Annotated in this window: 15 protein-coding genes and 3 tRNA genes; 16 read left to right on the top strand and 2 right to left on the bottom strand. The window is 38.4% G+C overall.

Annotated features, from left to right (window positions below; all coding sequences use genetic code 11):
- Positions 1–189 precede the first annotated feature (189 nt).
- Together PVV70_RS02195 and PVV70_RS02190 are read right to left on the bottom strand one after the other, a co-directional pair.
- Positions 190–279: transfer RNA gene (locus PVV70_RS02195), tRNA-Ser, on the bottom strand.
- Positions 280–1,393: 1,114 nt separating this feature from the next.
- Positions 1,394–1,469: transfer RNA gene (locus tag PVV70_RS02190), tRNA-Val, on the bottom strand.
- 173 nt (positions 1,470–1,642) lie between these two features.
- Between PVV70_RS02190 and PVV70_RS02185 the strand changes: the two genes are divergently transcribed.
- The 16 genes from PVV70_RS02185 (at position 1,643) to PVV70_RS02110 (ending at position 17,483) form a co-directional block, all read left to right on the top strand.
- Positions 1,643–1,719 (top strand) — tRNA-Asp (locus PVV70_RS02185).
- Between the two features lie 295 nt (positions 1,720–2,014).
- The gene (locus PVV70_RS02180; RefSeq protein ID WP_254474079.1) at positions 2,015–2,380 is read left to right on the top strand and encodes an NADH-quinone oxidoreductase subunit A; all 366 of its coding nucleotides are present in this window, start codon (positions 2,015–2,017) and stop codon (positions 2,378–2,380) included.
- Positions 2,371–2,952, top strand: coding sequence for an NADH-quinone oxidoreductase subunit B family protein (locus tag PVV70_RS02175; RefSeq protein WP_273757767.1), 582 nt, complete (start codon positions 2,371–2,373; stop codon positions 2,950–2,952). The genes PVV70_RS02180 and PVV70_RS02175 overlap by 10 nt, the downstream gene beginning before the upstream one ends.
- Before the next feature lie 17 nt (positions 2,953–2,969).
- Positions 2,970–3,578 (top strand): NADH-quinone oxidoreductase subunit C, encoded by a 609-nt coding sequence (locus tag PVV70_RS02170; RefSeq protein WP_273757775.1) that lies wholly within the window; start codon positions 2,970–2,972, stop codon positions 3,576–3,578.
- A 120-nt stretch (positions 3,579–3,698) separates the two neighbouring features.
- Complete coding sequence (locus PVV70_RS02165) at positions 3,699–4,889, top strand: NADH-quinone oxidoreductase subunit D (protein WP_273757766.1); 1,191 nt, start codon at positions 3,699–3,701, stop codon at positions 4,887–4,889.
- Positions 4,889–5,563: an NADH-quinone oxidoreductase subunit NuoE gene (gene nuoE, locus PVV70_RS02160; protein ID WP_273757765.1), complete on the top strand. Its 675-nt coding sequence runs from the start codon at positions 4,889–4,891 to the stop codon at positions 5,561–5,563. The genes PVV70_RS02165 and nuoE overlap by 1 nt, the downstream gene beginning before the upstream one ends.
- Positions 5,564–5,708: 145 nt before the next feature.
- Entirely contained in the window at positions 5,709–7,016 is a 1,308-nt protein-coding gene (gene nuoF / locus PVV70_RS02155) for an NADH-quinone oxidoreductase subunit NuoF (protein ID WP_273757764.1), read from the top strand.
- A gap of 63 nt (positions 7,017–7,079) precedes the next feature.
- The gene (nuoG, locus tag PVV70_RS02150; protein ID WP_273757763.1) at positions 7,080–9,149 is read left to right on the top strand and encodes an NADH-quinone oxidoreductase subunit NuoG; all 2,070 of its coding nucleotides are present in this window, start codon (positions 7,080–7,082) and stop codon (positions 9,147–9,149) included.
- A gap of 22 nt (positions 9,150–9,171) precedes the next feature.
- Positions 9,172–10,218 carry an NADH-quinone oxidoreductase subunit NuoH gene (nuoH, locus tag PVV70_RS02145; RefSeq protein WP_273757774.1) on the top strand — a complete coding sequence of 349 codons (1,047 nt, stop codon included), beginning with the start codon at positions 9,172–9,174 and terminating at the stop codon, positions 10,216–10,218.
- Between the two features lie 14 nt (positions 10,219–10,232).
- A complete protein-coding gene (gene nuoI, locus PVV70_RS02140; RefSeq protein ID WP_004860049.1) occupies positions 10,233–10,724 on the top strand; it encodes an NADH-quinone oxidoreductase subunit NuoI in 492 nt (163 codons plus the stop codon).
- Between the two features lie 95 nt (positions 10,725–10,819).
- On the top strand, positions 10,820–11,440 hold the full coding sequence (locus PVV70_RS02135) for an NADH-quinone oxidoreductase subunit J (protein ID WP_273757762.1): 621 nt from the start codon (positions 10,820–10,822) through the stop codon (positions 11,438–11,440).
- Positions 11,441–11,453: 13 nt separating this feature from the next.
- Entirely contained in the window at positions 11,454–11,762 is a 309-nt protein-coding gene (nuoK, locus tag PVV70_RS02130; protein WP_120102367.1) for an NADH-quinone oxidoreductase subunit NuoK, read from the top strand.
- A gap of 6 nt (positions 11,763–11,768) precedes the next feature.
- Positions 11,769–13,733: an NADH-quinone oxidoreductase subunit L gene (nuoL, locus tag PVV70_RS02125; protein WP_273757761.1), complete on the top strand. Its 1,965-nt coding sequence runs from the start codon at positions 11,769–11,771 to the stop codon at positions 13,731–13,733.
- Positions 13,733–15,202, top strand: coding sequence for an NADH-quinone oxidoreductase subunit M (locus tag PVV70_RS02120; RefSeq protein WP_273757773.1), 1,470 nt, complete (start codon positions 13,733–13,735; stop codon positions 15,200–15,202). Before nuoL ends, PVV70_RS02120 begins: the two co-directional genes overlap by 1 nt.
- A 17-nt stretch (positions 15,203–15,219) precedes the next feature.
- A complete protein-coding gene (nuoN, locus tag PVV70_RS02115; protein WP_273757760.1) occupies positions 15,220–16,674 on the top strand; it encodes an NADH-quinone oxidoreductase subunit NuoN in 1,455 nt (484 codons plus the stop codon).
- Positions 16,674–17,483, top strand: a complete 810-nt coding sequence (locus tag PVV70_RS02110) for a biotin--[acetyl-CoA-carboxylase] ligase (protein ID WP_273757759.1) — start codon at positions 16,674–16,676, stop codon at positions 17,481–17,483. Before nuoN ends, PVV70_RS02110 begins: the two co-directional genes overlap by 1 nt.
- Positions 17,484–17,499 lie beyond the last annotated feature (16 nt).

Here is a 17,499-nt window from a genome sequence, read left to right as displayed (position 1 = left end):
AGGTTTTAAAGACCCTTTTAAAGGTCTTTGAAGACCCTTTGAGAACCCCTTAAAAATCCTTTGAAAAAAAATAATTTGGTACAAAACCTAGTGTCAAAATATACAAAACCCGCCGACAAGCTACAGCCGACAAGCTACAGTGTCAAAATATACAAAACCCGCCGACAAGCTACAACGATAAAAGTGCTGTGGCGGAGGGGGTGGGATTCGAACCCACGGTACAGTCTCCTGCACGCCGGTTTTCAAGACCGGTGCCTTAAACCGCTCGGCCACCCCTCCAAATTAGATATGCTTTTTGACAAACTTCTTACAAAAGGTCAATCATTTTAATACGCATTCTAGAGCGTTTTTGTAAAATTATTTTAAGTTTCAAGCAAAATAATTCCTCATAAGTCAATTCTTTGAGTGTGTTACCTTAATAGTTTTACTTTTAAACATAATAATTCTTAAAAAAATGAAAGGCAAATATGACATTTAGCATTTCATTTTCCTGTCTAAAAGTTTTTCATAAAGCAATATTTTCAAAATTTCTGACAATCATTTTCATAATGACAAGATATGTTCAGTTGGAGATGTTTTATAAATTACATTAAATTCTTTTCGGATGTATATTTTTGAATTATTTTACCTTTCCAGATATTTATTCTATTTAGATCGTTCATATTGTGCGAAAAGAAAATATCATTGTTCTAACAGTTTATGAGAGATAAATTTGTAAGAATGACGTATTAATCAAGGGAAGTTTGTATTGATTTTAAATAAGTATGATTTAATAAGAAAACTCTTTAAAAGATTTTAATTTTTTAATAAAAATATTTTAGATATCTTGTACAGTTAAAGAGTCACTTGAAGAAAATAGCTGATTTGCTCTCATAGAGAAAAAACTAAAAAATTCAGTAATAATCACGGCAAAGTTTTTATTGATTAACAGTGAGTTTTTTAAAATTCTTACACTATTTGAATAAAATTTTACGCAAGATTTGCATTGACGGTGTAAAACTTCTTCCAAGTGTAACTGAAAATTAGCTATATTTATAACACTTTTTTCTATAAGCTCAGTAAGGGATCTATTTGAATAGAAGAACAAGCTTTCTGAGCGATACACTTAGATCAATAGAGAGAAATCCTTTTATGAAAGAATCAAAGACCTCGTAATAACATCTTTCAATTCTTTGAATGATATAAGGAGATGGAAAGCGATCCTGAAAATGCTAGAATTTTGTTAACTGTGTATTTTCAAGAATAGAACTTAACAGTGCTAATTGCGCATAATCCAAGAACATAAAGCTTAACAGACAAGTTTCAAAATCCTATTCCCTTACATTTATTCGGGTATCCCTCACGTTTAAAAATACAAATAAAATCAGTAAGTTGTATAAGAAGTAAAAGCCTATGGTGGGCGATGAGAGACTCGAACTCCCGACATCCTCGGTGTAAACGAGGCGCTCTACCAGCTGAGCTAATCGCCCAAAGCAATGATCAGCAACTGAATGGGTCCTCTTTAAGGAAAAAATTTTCTAAACGCAAGAATAAAGATGGTATTTGATAAATTTTTTAAAAAATGCATAATCCTTCTTGACATAAACGAACGAACCCCTTACACGACCGCTTGTACCAAGAATAAATTGGTGCGAAAAAATGCGCGGGTGTAGCTCAGTTGGTTAGAGTGCTGGCCTGTCACGCCGGAGGTCGCGGGTTCGAGCCCCGTCACTCGCGCCATTTTGTATTTCTTTATGGAATTTCTTTTTACGATATTCGTGTGCTGTGAATTAGGTAGAGTGTCTAATTTAGGGGGGGGATACATTTTTTCTTCCTTTTTACATGGTTTATAAGAATAGGGCTTGCGTCTTTTGTTGCTCTGCGTTACCTATGCCGATAAGAAAAGTATCGCTCTGTATACCTTTCAAGCAGTATGAGTAGAATGAATAGAGCGATTATTAAATTTGTCTGTTTGATCTCGCAATATCGAGTCATTATGTTAAATTCAGGCATTTTGTTAAGATGGAAGAGGGTTATGGCTTATTTATTGAACTCTTATTTGCCAGTCCTGATTTTTATTATTGTCTCAGCGGTTATTGCTGGGGTTTTATTGATTACACCTTACATTGTAGCGTATCGTTCTCCCGATCCTGAAAAGTTATCGGCGTATGAATGTGGGTTTAATTCATTTAGTGATGCACGCATGAAGTTTGATATTCGTTTCTATTTGGTTTCAATTTTGTTTATCATTTTTGATCTTGAAGTTGCTTTTCTTTTTCCTTGGGCTGTTTCATTCGAATCGATAGGTATGTTTGGCTTTTGGTCGATGATTGTATTTTTAGCGATTTTGACTATTGGATTTATATATGAATGGAAAAAAGGAGCTCTTGAATGGAATTAAGATCTAATAATTCAACGATCACAGCTCCAAAACCAAAGGGAATCATTGACCCAAATACGGGTGAACTGATAGGATCAAATGATGAGTTTTTTCGTGATATTAATGCTGAATTATCAGATAAAGGTTTTTTAGTTACTTCAGCAGATGCCTTGATTACTTGGGCACGTACCGGTTCTTTAATGTGGATGAGTTTTGGTTTGGCGTGTTGTGCTATTGAAATGATGCAATGTTCAATGCCTCATTATGATAATGAGCGTTTTGGATATGCACCACGAGCTTCGCCTCGTCAGTCCGATGTGATGGTGGTAGCAGGTACTCTAACAAATAAGATGGCGCCTGCTTTAAGAAAAGTGTACGATCAGATGCCAGAGCCACGTTATGTGATTTCTATGGGATCATGTGCAAATGGTGGGGGATATTATCATTATTCCTATTCAGTGGTGCGTGGATGTGATCGTATCGTGCCTGTTGACATATATGTTCCAGGATGTCCTCCTACAGCAGAGGCATTGTTATACGGCATATTGTTGTTACAGAAAAAAATCCGTCGTACCGGATCCATAGAGCGATAGAGAGTTTTCGTGTCATGATGGATGAAGCATTGGTTGAACTTGCGGTTTATTTGGAAAACAAGTTAGGCAATAAACTTGAAGAGGCCGTTCTTGCCTTTGGTGAATTAACCATTGTGGCACGTCTTGATGCAATTACCGATGTTTTAATGTTTGTTCGTGATGATTCTCGCTGTCAATTTATTAATCTTACAGACATTAGTGGTGTGGATTACCCTTCTCGCGAGAAGCGCTTTGATGTCTCTTACCACCTCTTATCTCCTCGTGAGAATTTACGCTTACGTGTTAAAGTTCGTACGGATGAAAATACGCCTGTTGCTTCAGCTTGTGCGGTTTATCCTGGTGCAGAGTGGTATGAACGAGAAGCCTATGATATGTATGGGATTTTATTTTCGGATCATCCAGATTTAAGACGAATTTTAACAGATTATGGGTTTGAAGGCTATCCTTTGCGCAAAGACTTTCCTGTGACAGGATTTGTTGAGTGCCGTTATGATAATGAAGTAAAAAGGGTCATTTATGAGCCTGTTGTTTTGCGCCAAGAAATGCGTAATTTTGATTTTCTTTCTCCTTGGGAAGGAGCAGAATATATTTTACCCTGTGATGGAAAAGAAGATGGAAAAAAATAAGATTGGTTTTGATAAGGCGTTAAATTAGAATAATGTGTTTCTTAAATAATTAAATGTTTTTAGTATGATAGATTTGTTTAATATTTGATATGAAGTTTTTTAAAAAGCAAGGGGTTGATTGTGGCTGAAGTCAATGTTCGAAACTTTAATATCAATTTTGGTCCGCAGCATCCTGCAGCGCATGGCGTTTTGCGCATGGTTTTGGAGTTGGACGGTGAAGTTGTTGAGCGTGTAGATCCACATATTGGGTTATTGCATCGCGGTACCGAAAAATTAATGGAAACAAAGACTTATCTTCAAGCAGGGCCTTATTTAGACCGTTTAGATTATGTTGCTCCTATGAATCAGGAACATGCTTTTGTTCTTGCAATTGAAAAGTTATTGGATATTAAAGTTCCTAAAAGAGGGCAATTAATACGTGTTTTGTTTTCTGAAATTGGGCGTATTCTTAATCATTTGCTTAATGTAACGACACAGGCGATGGATGTTGGTGCTTTGACCCCACCGCTTTGGGGGTTTGAGCAACGTGAAAGATTGATGATTTTTTATGAGCGTGCTTGTGGTGCTCGTCTTCATGCCAATTATTTTCGCCCCGGTGGTGTGCACCAAGACTTACCAGAATCTTTAGTTGAGGATATTGGTAATTTTATTGATCCGTTTCTTGTTTCTCTTGGGAAACTTGATGCGCTTGTGACACCGAATCGAATTTTTAAGCAGCGTAATGTGGATATTGGTGTTGTCAGTGTTGACGAAGCTTGGGCACGTGGTTTTTCTGGAGTTATGATCCGTGGAGCTGGCGTGCCATGGGATTTGCGTAAAAGTCAACCTTATGAATGTTACGATGAAATGGAATTTGATATTCCTATAGGTAAAAATAGTGATTGTTATGATCGTTATCTTATTCGTATGGAAGAAATGCGCCAATCAGCAAAAATTATGCGTCAATGCGTAGAACGATTATTGGGGACTGAAAAGAATGGTCCGGTTTCGAGTTTGGATCGCAAAATTGTACCACCAAAGCGGAGCGAAATGAAAAGCTCGATGGAAGCGCTGATTCATCATTTTAAACTCTATACGGAAGGTTTTCATACGCCTCCTGGAGAAGTATATGTTGCGGTGGAAGCACCAAAGGGTGAGTTTGGTGTTTATCTTGTTTCTGATGGAACCAATAAACCTTATCGTGTTAAGTTGCGTGCTCCTGGGTTTGCTCATCTCCAAGCTATGGATTTTTTAACCCGAGGCCATATGTTGGCAGATGCTACAGCTATTTTAGGGTCGATTGATATTGTTTTTGGGGAGGTTGATCGTTAATGTCCGTACGCCGTCTTGCAGATGATGTCTATCAGCCAGCAGAGTTTTCTTTTACAAAGGAAAATCAGATATGGGTGAAAAATACTATAGAAAAATATCCTGTAGGGCGTGAACAATCGGCTGTTATCCCGTTGTTAATGCGTGCGCAAGAGCAAGATGGTTGGGTGACGCGTGCTGCAATTGAGCATATCGCTCAAATTCTTTCTATGGCGTATATCCGTGTCCTAGAGGTTGCCACTTTTTATACTCAGTTTCAGCTTAAGCCTGTAGGGACAAAAGCACATATTCAAGTGTGTGGTACAACTCCTTGTATGTTACGTGGTTCTGATGAATTGATTAAAGTTTGTCAGAAAAAAATTCATCATGAACCTTTTACGACCAATCAGGATGGAACATTATCATGGGAGGAGGTGGAGTGTCTTGGTGCTTGTGTGAATGCTCCTATGGTCATGATTTTTAAAGATACTTATGAAGATCTTACAGCAGAGCGTCTTGAAGAGATTATTGATGCATTTGAAGCAGGAAAAGGTTCTGAAATAACGGTGGGGCCACAAAACAGTCGTAAATCATCGGAACCGATTAGTGGTTTAACCTCTCTTCTTGAGGATGAAGAAAAAAGGAAATCTCTCAAATCTTCAAAGAAAAAGGATCATAAAGGAAAGGGGTCTGAGTGAGATATTTTTTTTGAAAAGATATTTCATTGTTTTGTCCAGGTTATAACGACGTTTAATTGAAAGTAGAAAGTTTTAAGAAGTTTTTTAAAAATTGCATTTGAGGAAAAGCTAAAAATGCTACGGGTAATAGAAAAAAAGGTGGGGTATGCTTGCTGATAAAGATCGTATCTTCACCAATATTTATGGTTTAAAAGACAAATCGTTAAAGGCTGCGCTGTTGCGTGGTCATTGGAGTGGCCTGAAAGAGATTATTGATAAAGGTCGTGATTGGATTATTGATGAGGTGAAGGCGTCAGGTTTACGCGGTCGCGGTGGGGCGGGGTTTCCTACCGGAATGAAGTGGTCTTTTATGCCAAAGCAGAATGATGGTCGTCCTCATTATTTGGTTGTGAATGCTGATGAATCAGAGCCTGGGACATGTAAAGACCGCGATATTTTACGTCATGATCCCCATACCCTGATCGAAGGATGTGCAATTGCTACTTTTGCAATGGGAGCAAATGTCGCTTTTATTTACATTCGTGGTGAATATATTCGTGAGCGTGAAGCGCTTCAAGCAGCTGTGGATGAATGTTATGAAGCAGGCTTGCTTGGCAAAAAAACAAAATATGGTCATTCTTGTGATATTATTATTCATCATGGGGCCGGTGCTTATATTTGTGGTGAAGAGACAGCGCTTCTCGAAAGTCTTGAGGGAAAAAAAGGACAACCTCGTCTCAAACCGCCATTTCCTGCAAATATGGGAATTTATGGCTGTCCAACGACAGTTAACAATGTCGAATCTATAGCGGTTGTTCCAACGATTTTACGTCGTGGAGCTTCGTGGTTTTCGTCAATTGGGCGTGCGAATAATGTCGGAACGAAGTTGTTTATGGTTTCTGGGCATGTGAATGCTCCTTGTACCTTTGAAGAAGCTCTCGGTATTTCTTTTCGTGAATTGATTGAAAAACATACGGGAGGTATTCGTGGCGGATGGGATAATCTTTTAGCTGTTATTCCAGGAGGCGCTTCTTGTCCGGTTGTTCGTGGTGAGGATATGGTTGATGCAATCATGGATTTTGATGGCATGCGCGATGTCGGATCTTCTTTTGGCACAGGGGGGATGATTGTGATGGATAAATCGACTGATATCATCAAGGCAATTTGGCGGATATCGGCTTTTTTCAAACATGAGAGTTGTGGTCAGTGTACACCATGCCGTGAAGGCACAGGTTGGATGATGCGCCTTTTAGGACGTATGGTTGAGGGAAGAGCGCAAAAGCGTGAAATTGATCTGTTATTTGAGGTTTCTAAACAGATTGAAGGGCACACAATTTGCGCGCTTGGTGATGCGGCGGCATGGCCTGTACAAGGTTTGATCCGCAATTTTCGTCCGGAAATCGAGCGTAGAATTGATGAATATACGCGAAATGTTGTTCAAAGAAAGAATATTGCTTTGGAAGCAGTGGGATAGAAGATTTTTTTAAGAGCAACCGAATGCAAATTTTAAGTGGATTGTCCGCAGGTTGGATGGGTGATGATAAATATCAAAGTTGATGGTAAAGAGATTGAAGTCCCTGATTACTACACGTTGCTTCAGGCAGCGGAGGCGGCTGGTGCTGAAGTCCCGCGTTTTTGTTTTCATGAAACTTTATCAATTGCTGGAAATTGTCGTATGTGCTTGGTTGAGGTCAAGGGTGGACCTCCAAAACCTCAGGCTTCTTGTGCTATGGGGGTTCGCGATTTACGATTGGGTCCTAATGGTGAAGCGCCGGAAATTTTTACCAATACCGAGATGGTAAAAAAAGCGCGTGAAGGTGTGATGGAGTTTCTTCTCATCAATCATCCTTTGGATTGTCCTGTTTGTGATCAGGGAGGGGAATGTGACCTTCAAGATCAAGCAATGTTTTATGGGCGTGATTGTTCTCGTTATACAGAAAATAAACGTGCTGTAGAAGATAAATATATTGGGCCTCTTGTCAAAACGGTTATGACACGGTGCATTCATTGCACACGGTGTGTTCGTTTCACAACGGAAGTAGCAGGTATTTCTGAGCTTGGTTTAATCGGTCGTGGTGAAGATGCTGAAATTACGACATATCTTGAAAAAGCGATGACATCTGAATTACAAGGAAATGTTATTGATCTTTGTCCAGTAGGGGCTTTAACTTCAAAACCTTATGCCTTTCATGCGCGTCCTTGGGAATTGATTAAAACAGAATCGATAGACGTTATGGATGCGCTTGGTAGTGCGATCCGTATTGATAGCCGTGGCCGTGAAGTTATGCGAATTATGCCGCGTACGAATGAAGATGTAAATGAGGAATGGATCTCTGATAAAACCCGTTTTATTTGGGATGGATTACGGACTCAGCGGCTTGATAGACCCTATGTACGTAAAGACGGAAAACTTCAACCTGTCAGTTGGACAGAAGCTTTTGCAAACATTAAAATGATGCTCTCAAAGATCTTGCCAGAAAAAATTGGAGCTATTGCTGGGGATCTTGCTTCTGTTGAAGAAATGTATGCCCTTAAAGCATTACTGATCTCTTTGGGTTCAAAACTCTTTGATTGTCGTCAAAAAGGAGTTGCTTTATCGCCAGAGTTTGGGCGTTCGAGTTATATTTTTAATCCTACAATTGCGGGGATTGAACAGGCTGATGCTCTGCTCATTGTGGGGTCTAATCCACGCCATGAAGCTGCTGTTTTAAATGCACGTATTTTAAAGCGCCAACGGATGGGAAATTTTCCTATCGCGCTTATTGGAGAGGAAGTCGATTTACGGTATCCTTATTCTTACCTTGGATCTGGGAGTGACGCATTAAAGACACTTATTCGTGGAGAGGATGCTTTTTTTAATGTCTTAAAAGAAGCAAAGAGGCCTCTTATTCTTATCGGAGAGGGGGCTGTTTGCGGGAATGAAGGGTTATCTGTTTTAAAAAGCCTTGCTAAATTAGCGAATAATATTGGAGCTCTTAGTGAGGAATGGAATGGATTTGGGGTTCTTCATAATGCAGCGTCGACCGTTGGAGGGTTGGATATAGGCTTTATATCTCAACTTGGGGTTGCAAATATTCTTAAAACCTGTGAAGTTTTATTTTTGCTTGGTGCAGATGAAGTGGAGTTGGCCAATATAAAAGCTTTTAAAATTTATATTGGTAGCCATGGTGATAATGGTGCACATGCTGCTGATGTTATTTTACCTGCATCGGCCTACACTGAAAAATCAGGACTTTATGTGAATACAGAAGGGCGTGTTCAAATGACAAATCGAGCTGGTTTTGCTCCAGGTGAAGCAAAAGAAGATTGGGCTATTTTGCGTGCCTTATCGGATGTTTTAGGACAAAGGCTCCCCTTTGATTCTCTTTCTCAATTAAGACAGTGCTTGTTTAATGATTATCCACATCTTGATGCTGTTGATGATATAATGCCTTCTGATATAAGTGATCTTAAGGCACTTGGTTCAAAAACGGTTTCCCTAGAAAGTCAAGCATTTACTTCTATGGTTAAGGACTTTTATTTGACAAATCCGATAGCACGTGCTTCTGCCGTTATGGCTGAATGTTCATCTCTTGCAAACAGCCGCGCTGTGCAAGCTGTAAAGTAAGGGCAAAGGAAAAGGAATAATGATGTATGATTTCTTTATGACTTGGCTGTTGCCATTACTTATTATTGTTGGAAAAACACTTCTTCTTTTGGTCGTTCTGTTGGTTTTAGTTGCTTATCTTCTCTATGCAGATAGAAAGATTTGGGCCGCAGTACAATTGCGGCGTGGTCCTAATGTTGTTGGTCCGTGGGGATTACTACAGTCTTTTGCAGATTTAATTAAATTTGTTGTGAAAGAACCTATTATCCCAGCAGGTGCAAATAAGGGGGTTTTTCTTTTAGCTCCTTTTGTTTCAGCGACACTTGCTTTATCAACTTGGGCTGTTATCCCTGTCAATGAGGGCTGGGAGGTCGCAAAGATTAATGTTGGATTGCTTTATATCTTAGCCATTTCATCTCTTGAAGTTTATGGTGTTATTATGGGGGGATGGGCATCAAATTCAAAATATCCTTTTTTAGGAGCTCTTCGTTCGGCCGCACAAATGGTTTCTTATGAAGTTTCTATTGGTTTTGTGCTTGTGACCGTCATTTTAGTCAGTGGTTCGTTGGATCTTACAACAATTGTGCAGAAACAAAGTCACGGGCTTGGAACAAATCTTGGTCTTCCTTTTAACAGTTTTCTTGATTGGAATTGGATTATTCTTTTTCCAATGTTTATTATATTTTTTATTTCTGCGCTCGCAGAGACAAACCGTCCTCCATTCGATTTGGTGGAAGCGGAGTCTGAGCTTGTTGCTGGTCATATGGTAGAATATTCTTCAACGCCTTACATGCTCTTCTTTCTTGGTGAATATGTTGCTATTGTTTTAATGTGTGCTTTGACAACCATTTTATTTTTAGGGGGATGGCTGCCTCCTTTGGATGTTTGGTGGCTTAATTGGGTTCCTAGTGTTATTTGGTTTGTTTTAAAAGTTTGTTTTGTATTTTTTTGGTTTGCTATGGTTAAAGCGTTTGTTCCACGTTATCGCTATGATCAACTCATGCGGCTTGGTTGGAAGGTTTTTCTTCCTCTCTCACTAGCAATGGTTGTGATAACTGCGGCTTTTTTAAAGTTTACGAATTTCGTTTAAGAGGAGATTTTACGATGTCAGGTTTTATTCAGGCGGCAAAGTCACTCCTTTTATTGGAGTTTGTGAGTGCTTTTTTCTTAGCAATGCGTCAATTTTTTTCACCAAAACCTACGATTAATTATCCTTATGAAAAGGGTTTTGTTTCTCAACGTTTTCGTGGTGAACATGCATTGCGTCGCTATCCAAATGGTGAAGAACGGTGTATTGCCTGTAAATTATGTGAAGCAATTTGCCCTGCACAAGCGATAACAATTGAGGCAGGACCGCGACGTAATGATGGTACGCGTAGAACTGTTCGTTATGACATTGATATGGTTAAGTGTATTTACTGCGGTTTTTGTCAAGAAGCTTGTCCAGTAGAGGCTATTGTTGAAGGTCCAAATTTTGAATTTGCAACAGAAACGCGTGAAGAACTCTATTATGATAAAGAAAAGCTTTTAATGAATGGTGATCGTTGGGAGCGAGAAATTGCTCGCAATATATTGATGGATGCACCTTATCGTTAAGTGTATCGCTCAATGAGGTGTCGGATAATTTTTCCGATAAATTGTAATCTGGTATAAAGTTTGTACCAATTGTTTGGATAATTAAGGAGAAGCCTATGCTAACAGATCTAGCGGCGGCATTTTTCTATTTGTTTGCTTTTATGATGTTAACAAGTGCAGTGATTGTTATTACAGCACGCAATCCTGTGCATTCTGTTTTATTTTTAATCCTTGCATTTTTTAATGCAGCGGCTTTATTTTTACTTGCAGGAGCGGAGTTTTTAGGGCTTATTCTGCTTGTTGTTTATGTTGGAGCTGTCGCTGTTTTATTTTTATTTGTCGTTATGATGCTGGATGTTGATTTTGCTGAGTTAAAGAGTGGAGCTCTTCGATATGCGCCTATTGGAGCTCTTATTGGCGTTATTATCGCTGTGGAATTGATTGTTGTTTTTGTGGGTAGCCATTTTTCTCCAGTCTTGAGAGCACATGTTACGCAACCAATGCCGGACTTAGGGCAGCGAACAAATACACAAGCATTAGGAGATATTCTCTATACGGATTATGTTTTCTATTTTCAAATTGCTGGAATAATTTTATTAGTTGCAATGATTGGTGCTATTGTTTTAACACTTCGCCATAAGTCGGGAGTCAAACGACAATCTATTGCGGAGCAAGTTTCTAGAACGGTAGAAAGTGCCATTGAGATCAAGCAAGTTGAATCAGGTAAAGGCATTTAAGGGGGCTATGGATATGTATATTGATATTGCGCATTATCTCACTGTTTCTGCTTTGATGTTTACGATTGGCATTGCTGGAATTTTTCTCAACAGAAAAAATGTAATTATTATCTTGATGTCCATTGAGCTTATATTACTCTCCGTTAATATCAATTTTGTTGCATTTTCAGCATTTCTTCATGATCTCGTTGGTCAGATATTCGCTTTATTTGTCTTAACCGTTGCAGCTGCTGAAGCAGCCATTGGTTTAGCAATTCTTGTCGTTTTTTTCCGTAATCGTGGTTCCATTGCGGTTGAAGATGTTAATGTAATGAAAGGCTAACCCGTGATGTATTATACGATTGTCTTTCTTCCGCTTTTGGGTTTTTTATTTGCTGCATTAGGTGGAAAAACGATAGGAGATCGTGCAAGCGAATTGATAACATGTAGCTTTATGGTGATTGTTGCCATATTGTCGTGGATAGCATTTTTCAGTCTTGCACTTGGTTCTAATTCAGCGATTGATGTATTAGTATTACATTGGCTTGACATTGGTGATTTAAGCTTTAACTGGGCTTTTCATATTGATACATTAACAGCTGTAATGCTTGTTGTGGTGAACAGTGTTTCGGCATTAGTGCATATTTATTCAATTGGTTATATGCATAATGACCCTTCAAGGTCCCGTTTTTTTTCTTATCTTTCTTTGTTTACATTTATGATGCTTATGTTGGTGACATCCAATAATTTGATCCAGATGTTTTTTGGCTGGGAAGGTGTGGGGCTTGCTTCTTATCTTTTGATTGGTTTTTGGTTTCAGCGCGATTCTGCTAATAAAGCTGCAATGAAAGCTTTTGTGGTTAATCGTGTTGGAGACTTTGGGTTTCTCTTAGGAATTTTTAGTATTTTCATTTTATTCCAATCGGTTGATTTTGCCACTATTTTTGCAAAATCTGCAGACAATAGCTTTGTACAAAATATGACATTTTTAGGTTGGCAGCTTGATGGACAGGCTGCACTTACCATTACATGCCTTTTATTGTTTATTGGTGCGATGGGAAAATCAGCACAATTTCTTTTACATACTTGGCTTCCTGATGCAATGGAGGGACCTACGCCTGTATCAGCACTTATTCATGCCGCTACAATGGTAACGGCGGGTGTTTTTATGGTTGCGCGTATGTCGCCAATTTTTGAACTTTCTTCGATTGCTTTAACCGTGATTATTATTGTTGGCGCAACAACAGCGTTTTTTGCAGCAACTGTGGGGTTGGTGCAGAATGATATTAAACGTGTTATTGCTTATTCTACATGTTCTCAACTCGGGTATATGTTTGTGGCATTAGGTGTTGGAGCTTATAGTGCTGCTGTCTTTCATCTTTTTACGCATGCTTTTTTTAAAGCCTTATTATTTCTTGGGGCGGGTTCTGTCATTCACGCTGTATCTGATGAACAAGATATGCGAAAAATGGGTGGCTTACGCAAGTATATAAAGGTTACTTATTGGATGATGATGGTCGGAACCATTGCATTAACCGGTGTTGGGATTCCAGGAACACTTTTTGGAACGGCTGGCTTTTTCTCAAAGGATGCGATTATAGAATCTGCTTTTGTATCTCATAATATTGCTTCAGGATATGCTTTTTATCTCCTTGTTTTTGCGGCATTTTTAACAAGCTTTTATTCATGGCGGCTTATCTTTATGACATTTCATGGGAAGCCACGGGCAACAGCTGATGTTATGCATCATGTTCATGAATCACCTCCAGTTATGTTAATGCCACTCTTTATTTTATCTCTTGGGGCAATATTTGCTGGTGTTGTGTTTCAACCTTATTTTTTTGGTGACTTTTATGATGCTTTTTGGAAGGGAGCATTGTTTACAAGCAGCCACAATCATATTCTTCATGATGCCCACCACGTTTTTAATTGGGTAAAATGGTCGCCATTTATAGCAATGATTCTTGGGTTTATGTTTGCCTATTTGTTCTATATTTCTTTTCCATCTCTTCCCAAGAAAATGGCTCGTATTATGCCAAGAGCATATCAATTTCTTTACCAAAAATGGTATTTCGATCAATTATATAACTTTTTGTTTGTTCGTCCTATCTTTAAGATTGGTTCTTTTCTTTGGAAAGTGGGAGATGGTAAAATTATTGATGGTCTAGGTCCTAATGGTGTCGCAGCGCGTGTTGTTGATATCACAAATAGAGTTGTTCGGATGCAAACAGGCTATCTTTACCACTATGCATTTGCGATGCTTATAGGTGTTGCATTGCTGATTACATGGATGATGATCGGGGGCGTAAACTAATGACCGATTGGCCTATTCTTTCTACGGTTACATTTTTGCCACTTGTGGGTGTGCTGCTTATTTTGTTTATCAAAGATGATAGTGAAGTTGCGCGCCATAATATACGCAATGTCGCATTTTTTACGACGATATTTGTTTTTATTATTTCTTTAATTATTTGGATAGGATTTGATTCTAGCAACCCGAATTTTCAAATGGTTGAAAAATTCAGTTGGCTAGGGAATGGTATTAGCTATCATATGGGGGTTGATGGTATTTCAATTCTTTTTGTTGTTCTCTCGGCTTTTCTTTTGCCTTTTTGTATTTTAGCAAGTTGGGAGAATGTTAAAGAGAGATTAAAAGCTTATATGATTGCTTTTCTTCTTCTTGAAGTTGCCATTATTGGAGTCTTTTGTGCTCTTGACGCAATATTATTTTATGTTTTTTTCGAAGGCAGCCTCATTCCAATGTTTATCATTATAGGGGTGTGGGGTGGTGCACGTCGTGTTTATGCAAGTATCAAGTTTTTCTTATACACTTTACTTGGTTCAGTGCTTATGCTGGTTGCACTTATGGCTATGTATTGGCAGGCAGGAACACTTGATATACCAACTTTACTCAATTATCAGTTTCCTGCCCATATGCAAATATGGTTATGGCTTGCATTTTTTGCTTCTTTTGCGGTTAAAATGCCGATGTGGCCAGTTCATACTTGGCTCCCTGATGCTCACGTGGAAGCACCGACAGCAGGTTCTGTTATTTTAGCTGGTGTCTTACTCAAATTAGGGGGGTATGGTTTTCTTCGTTTTTCTTTACCTATGTTTCCTATTGCTTCAGCAGATTTTGCACCTTTTGTTTTCACATTATCGCTTATTGCAATTATTTATACCTCGTTGGTTGCACTTGTTCAAAGTGACATCAAAAAACTTATTGCATATTCCTCAATAGCGCATATGGGATATGTAACGATGGGTATTTTTGCTGCGAATGAACAGGCAATACAAGGGGCTATTTATCAGATGCTGTCGCACGGAATTGTTTCAGCAGCTTTGTTTCTTTGTGTTGGAGTAATCTATGATCGTTTGCATACACGTGAAATTTCAGCGTTTGGTGGTTTAGTGAATAATATGCCAAAATATGCTGTTGTTTTCTTAATCTTTACGATGGCAAATGTAGGACTCCCTGGAACTTCAGGATTTTTGGGTGAGTTTTTAACCTTAATAGGTGTTTTTCAAGTGAATAAATTGGTTGTTATTTTAGCGACAACAGGTGTTATCTTATCAGCAGCCTATGCCCTTTATCTTTATCGGCGCGTGGTTTTTGGTTCCTTGGATAAAGAAAGTTTAAAAGTACTTATAGATCTTTCTTTAAGAGAAAAGTTTATTCTTTATCCGATGGTTATTCTTACAATATTCTTTGGTATCTATCCAACGCCACTTCTTAAAGCAACGGCGTTTTCCGTAGAAGCCCTCATCAATAAACTGCACTAGATAAGGGAAGAATGTACATGCAAACTGAAATAATAGAGCAATTAGTTTTAATTCTTCCAGAAATTTTGATTGCATTAGGGGCTGTCGTGTTGCTTATGATTGGTGTTTATTCCAATGCACGTGCTTCTTTAACAGTAACAGGTTTAGCCATGGCACTTCTTGTGGCGACCATTATTATTCTCATCGTTTTTCCAAAAACTGGCTTATTTCAAACCAATGCGCTCATTATTGATTCTTTCGGTCGTTATATGAAAGTTTTAATGCTTATTGGTGCACTCTTTGCTCTTATCATGTCTGTTGGTTTTGCCAATGCACAAAAGTTCAATATATTTGAATTTCCAGTGCTTGTTCTTTTAGCAACCCTTGGTATGATGTTTATGATTTCAGCGGGGAATATGTTATCGCTTTATATGGGATTAGAACTACAATCTTTAGCTTTATATGTTTTAGCGGCGATTAATCGTAATAATGTAAAATCTTCTGAAGCAGGTATAAAATATTTTGTTTTAGGAGCATTATCTTCCGGATTGCTTCTTTATGGTATTTCTTTGCTTTATGGTTTTACCGGTCAAATTGGTTTTCACGAAATTGCTCTTGCTTTAAAAGGTGAAAATTTACAATTGGGAGTGATTTTTGGAATTGTCTTTATTTTAGCTGGTTTGGCATTCAAAATTTCTGCTGTTCCATTTCATATGTGGACACCTGATGTTTACGAAGGTGCCCCGACACCGATTACAGCATTTTTTGCTGGAGCGCCTAAAGTTGCTGCAATGGCTTTAATTATCCGTATTATTGTGATGACCTTTATTCCCCTAGGGCGTGTTGATAGTGTGATGCCTGCATGGCAACAAATTTTGGTCTTCATGGCACTTGCATCAATGATACTTGGTGCGTTTGCCGCAATTGGTCAAAATAATATTAAGCGCTTAATGGCTTATTCGTCGATTAGCCATATGGGCTATGCACTTGTTGGTTTATCGGCTGGAGATATGCTAGGAATAAAAAGTGTTATTCTTTATATGACCATTTATCTTGGTGTTACTCTTGGCTCATTTGCTTTTATTCTTGGAATGCGCTCTCAGAATGGTAACGTAGAAAATATTTATGATCTTTCAGGATTAGCAAAGACCAATCCGTTTATGGCGATTGTCATGACAATACAGCTTTTCTCGCTAGCCAGTATACCACCTATGGCTGGTTTTTTTGGGAAGTGGTATACATTTTCTGCTGCTGTTCATGCTGGTCTGACACCACTTGCTATTGTTGGTATGATAGCGTCTGTCGTTGGCGCTTTTTACTATTTACGAGTCATTAAAATTATGTGGTTTGATGACGCAAAAGCGCATTTTGTTGCTTTATCAAATGAGCTTCAATTTTGTCTTGGCCTTTCTGCATTATTTATTTTATTTTACACTTTTTTTGGAATTTGGTTTGCCGAATTGGCAGAAAAAGCAGCCGCTGCGTTATTTTAATGAATATGGTTTATATTTTATCAGATTTTGCCCAGAAACAAGGATACACTGTTGAATCGTACGAAAGTGTTGATTCAACCAATCTCATTGCGCAACGAAAAGCGCAAATTGGTCATCAAGGTTATCTTTGGATTGTTGCACAAGAACAATCGCAGGGAAGAGCGAGAAGGGGGAGGACTTGGTCTAGTCCAAAAGGGAACCTTTATTCTAGTCTATTGTTAATGGATGATATTGTTCATCAAACTGCTGCTCAACTTGGTTTTGTTGCTGGAGTTAGTGTGGCAGAGGCAATAAAACAATTTACAAAAGATGAAAAACAAACAAACAATATTGTGAGCTTAAAATGGCCCAACGATATTTTACTCAGAGGAGCGAAAAGCTCTGGAGTTTTGCTCGAGATTTTTAAATTGCCATCACAACAATATGCATTGGTTATTGGTATTGGAATAAATGTGAAATATAATTATGAAGATGCACCCTATCCCACTTCAAGCTTACAGAATATCGGTTTGCATGTTGAGGCAGAACAATTATTTACGGTTTTGACGGAGTCTTTTTCTAGAAATTATCTTCTTTGGAAACAACCAAAAGGATGTGAAATAATCCGAAAGAAATGGCTTTTATATTCTGCTCACCTTGGAAAATATGTCAAAGTAGTGAATGATGACAAAATCGTTGAGGGTATTTTTAATGGTCTTGATCATGATTTTAACTGCATCATAAAACAAAAAAATGGTCAGACAGCCATTATAACAGCTGGAGATGTTCATTTTGGTTCGGCTGCTTCTGTTAATGCAGGTCGTTATTAAAAAAATTATTTTACCA

The sequence above is a fragment of the Bartonella sp. AU55XJBT genome, from assembly GCF_028618525.1.
The sequence above is the reverse complement of the archived record's forward strand: the minus strand, read 5'-3'. Positions and strand labels throughout refer to the sequence as shown.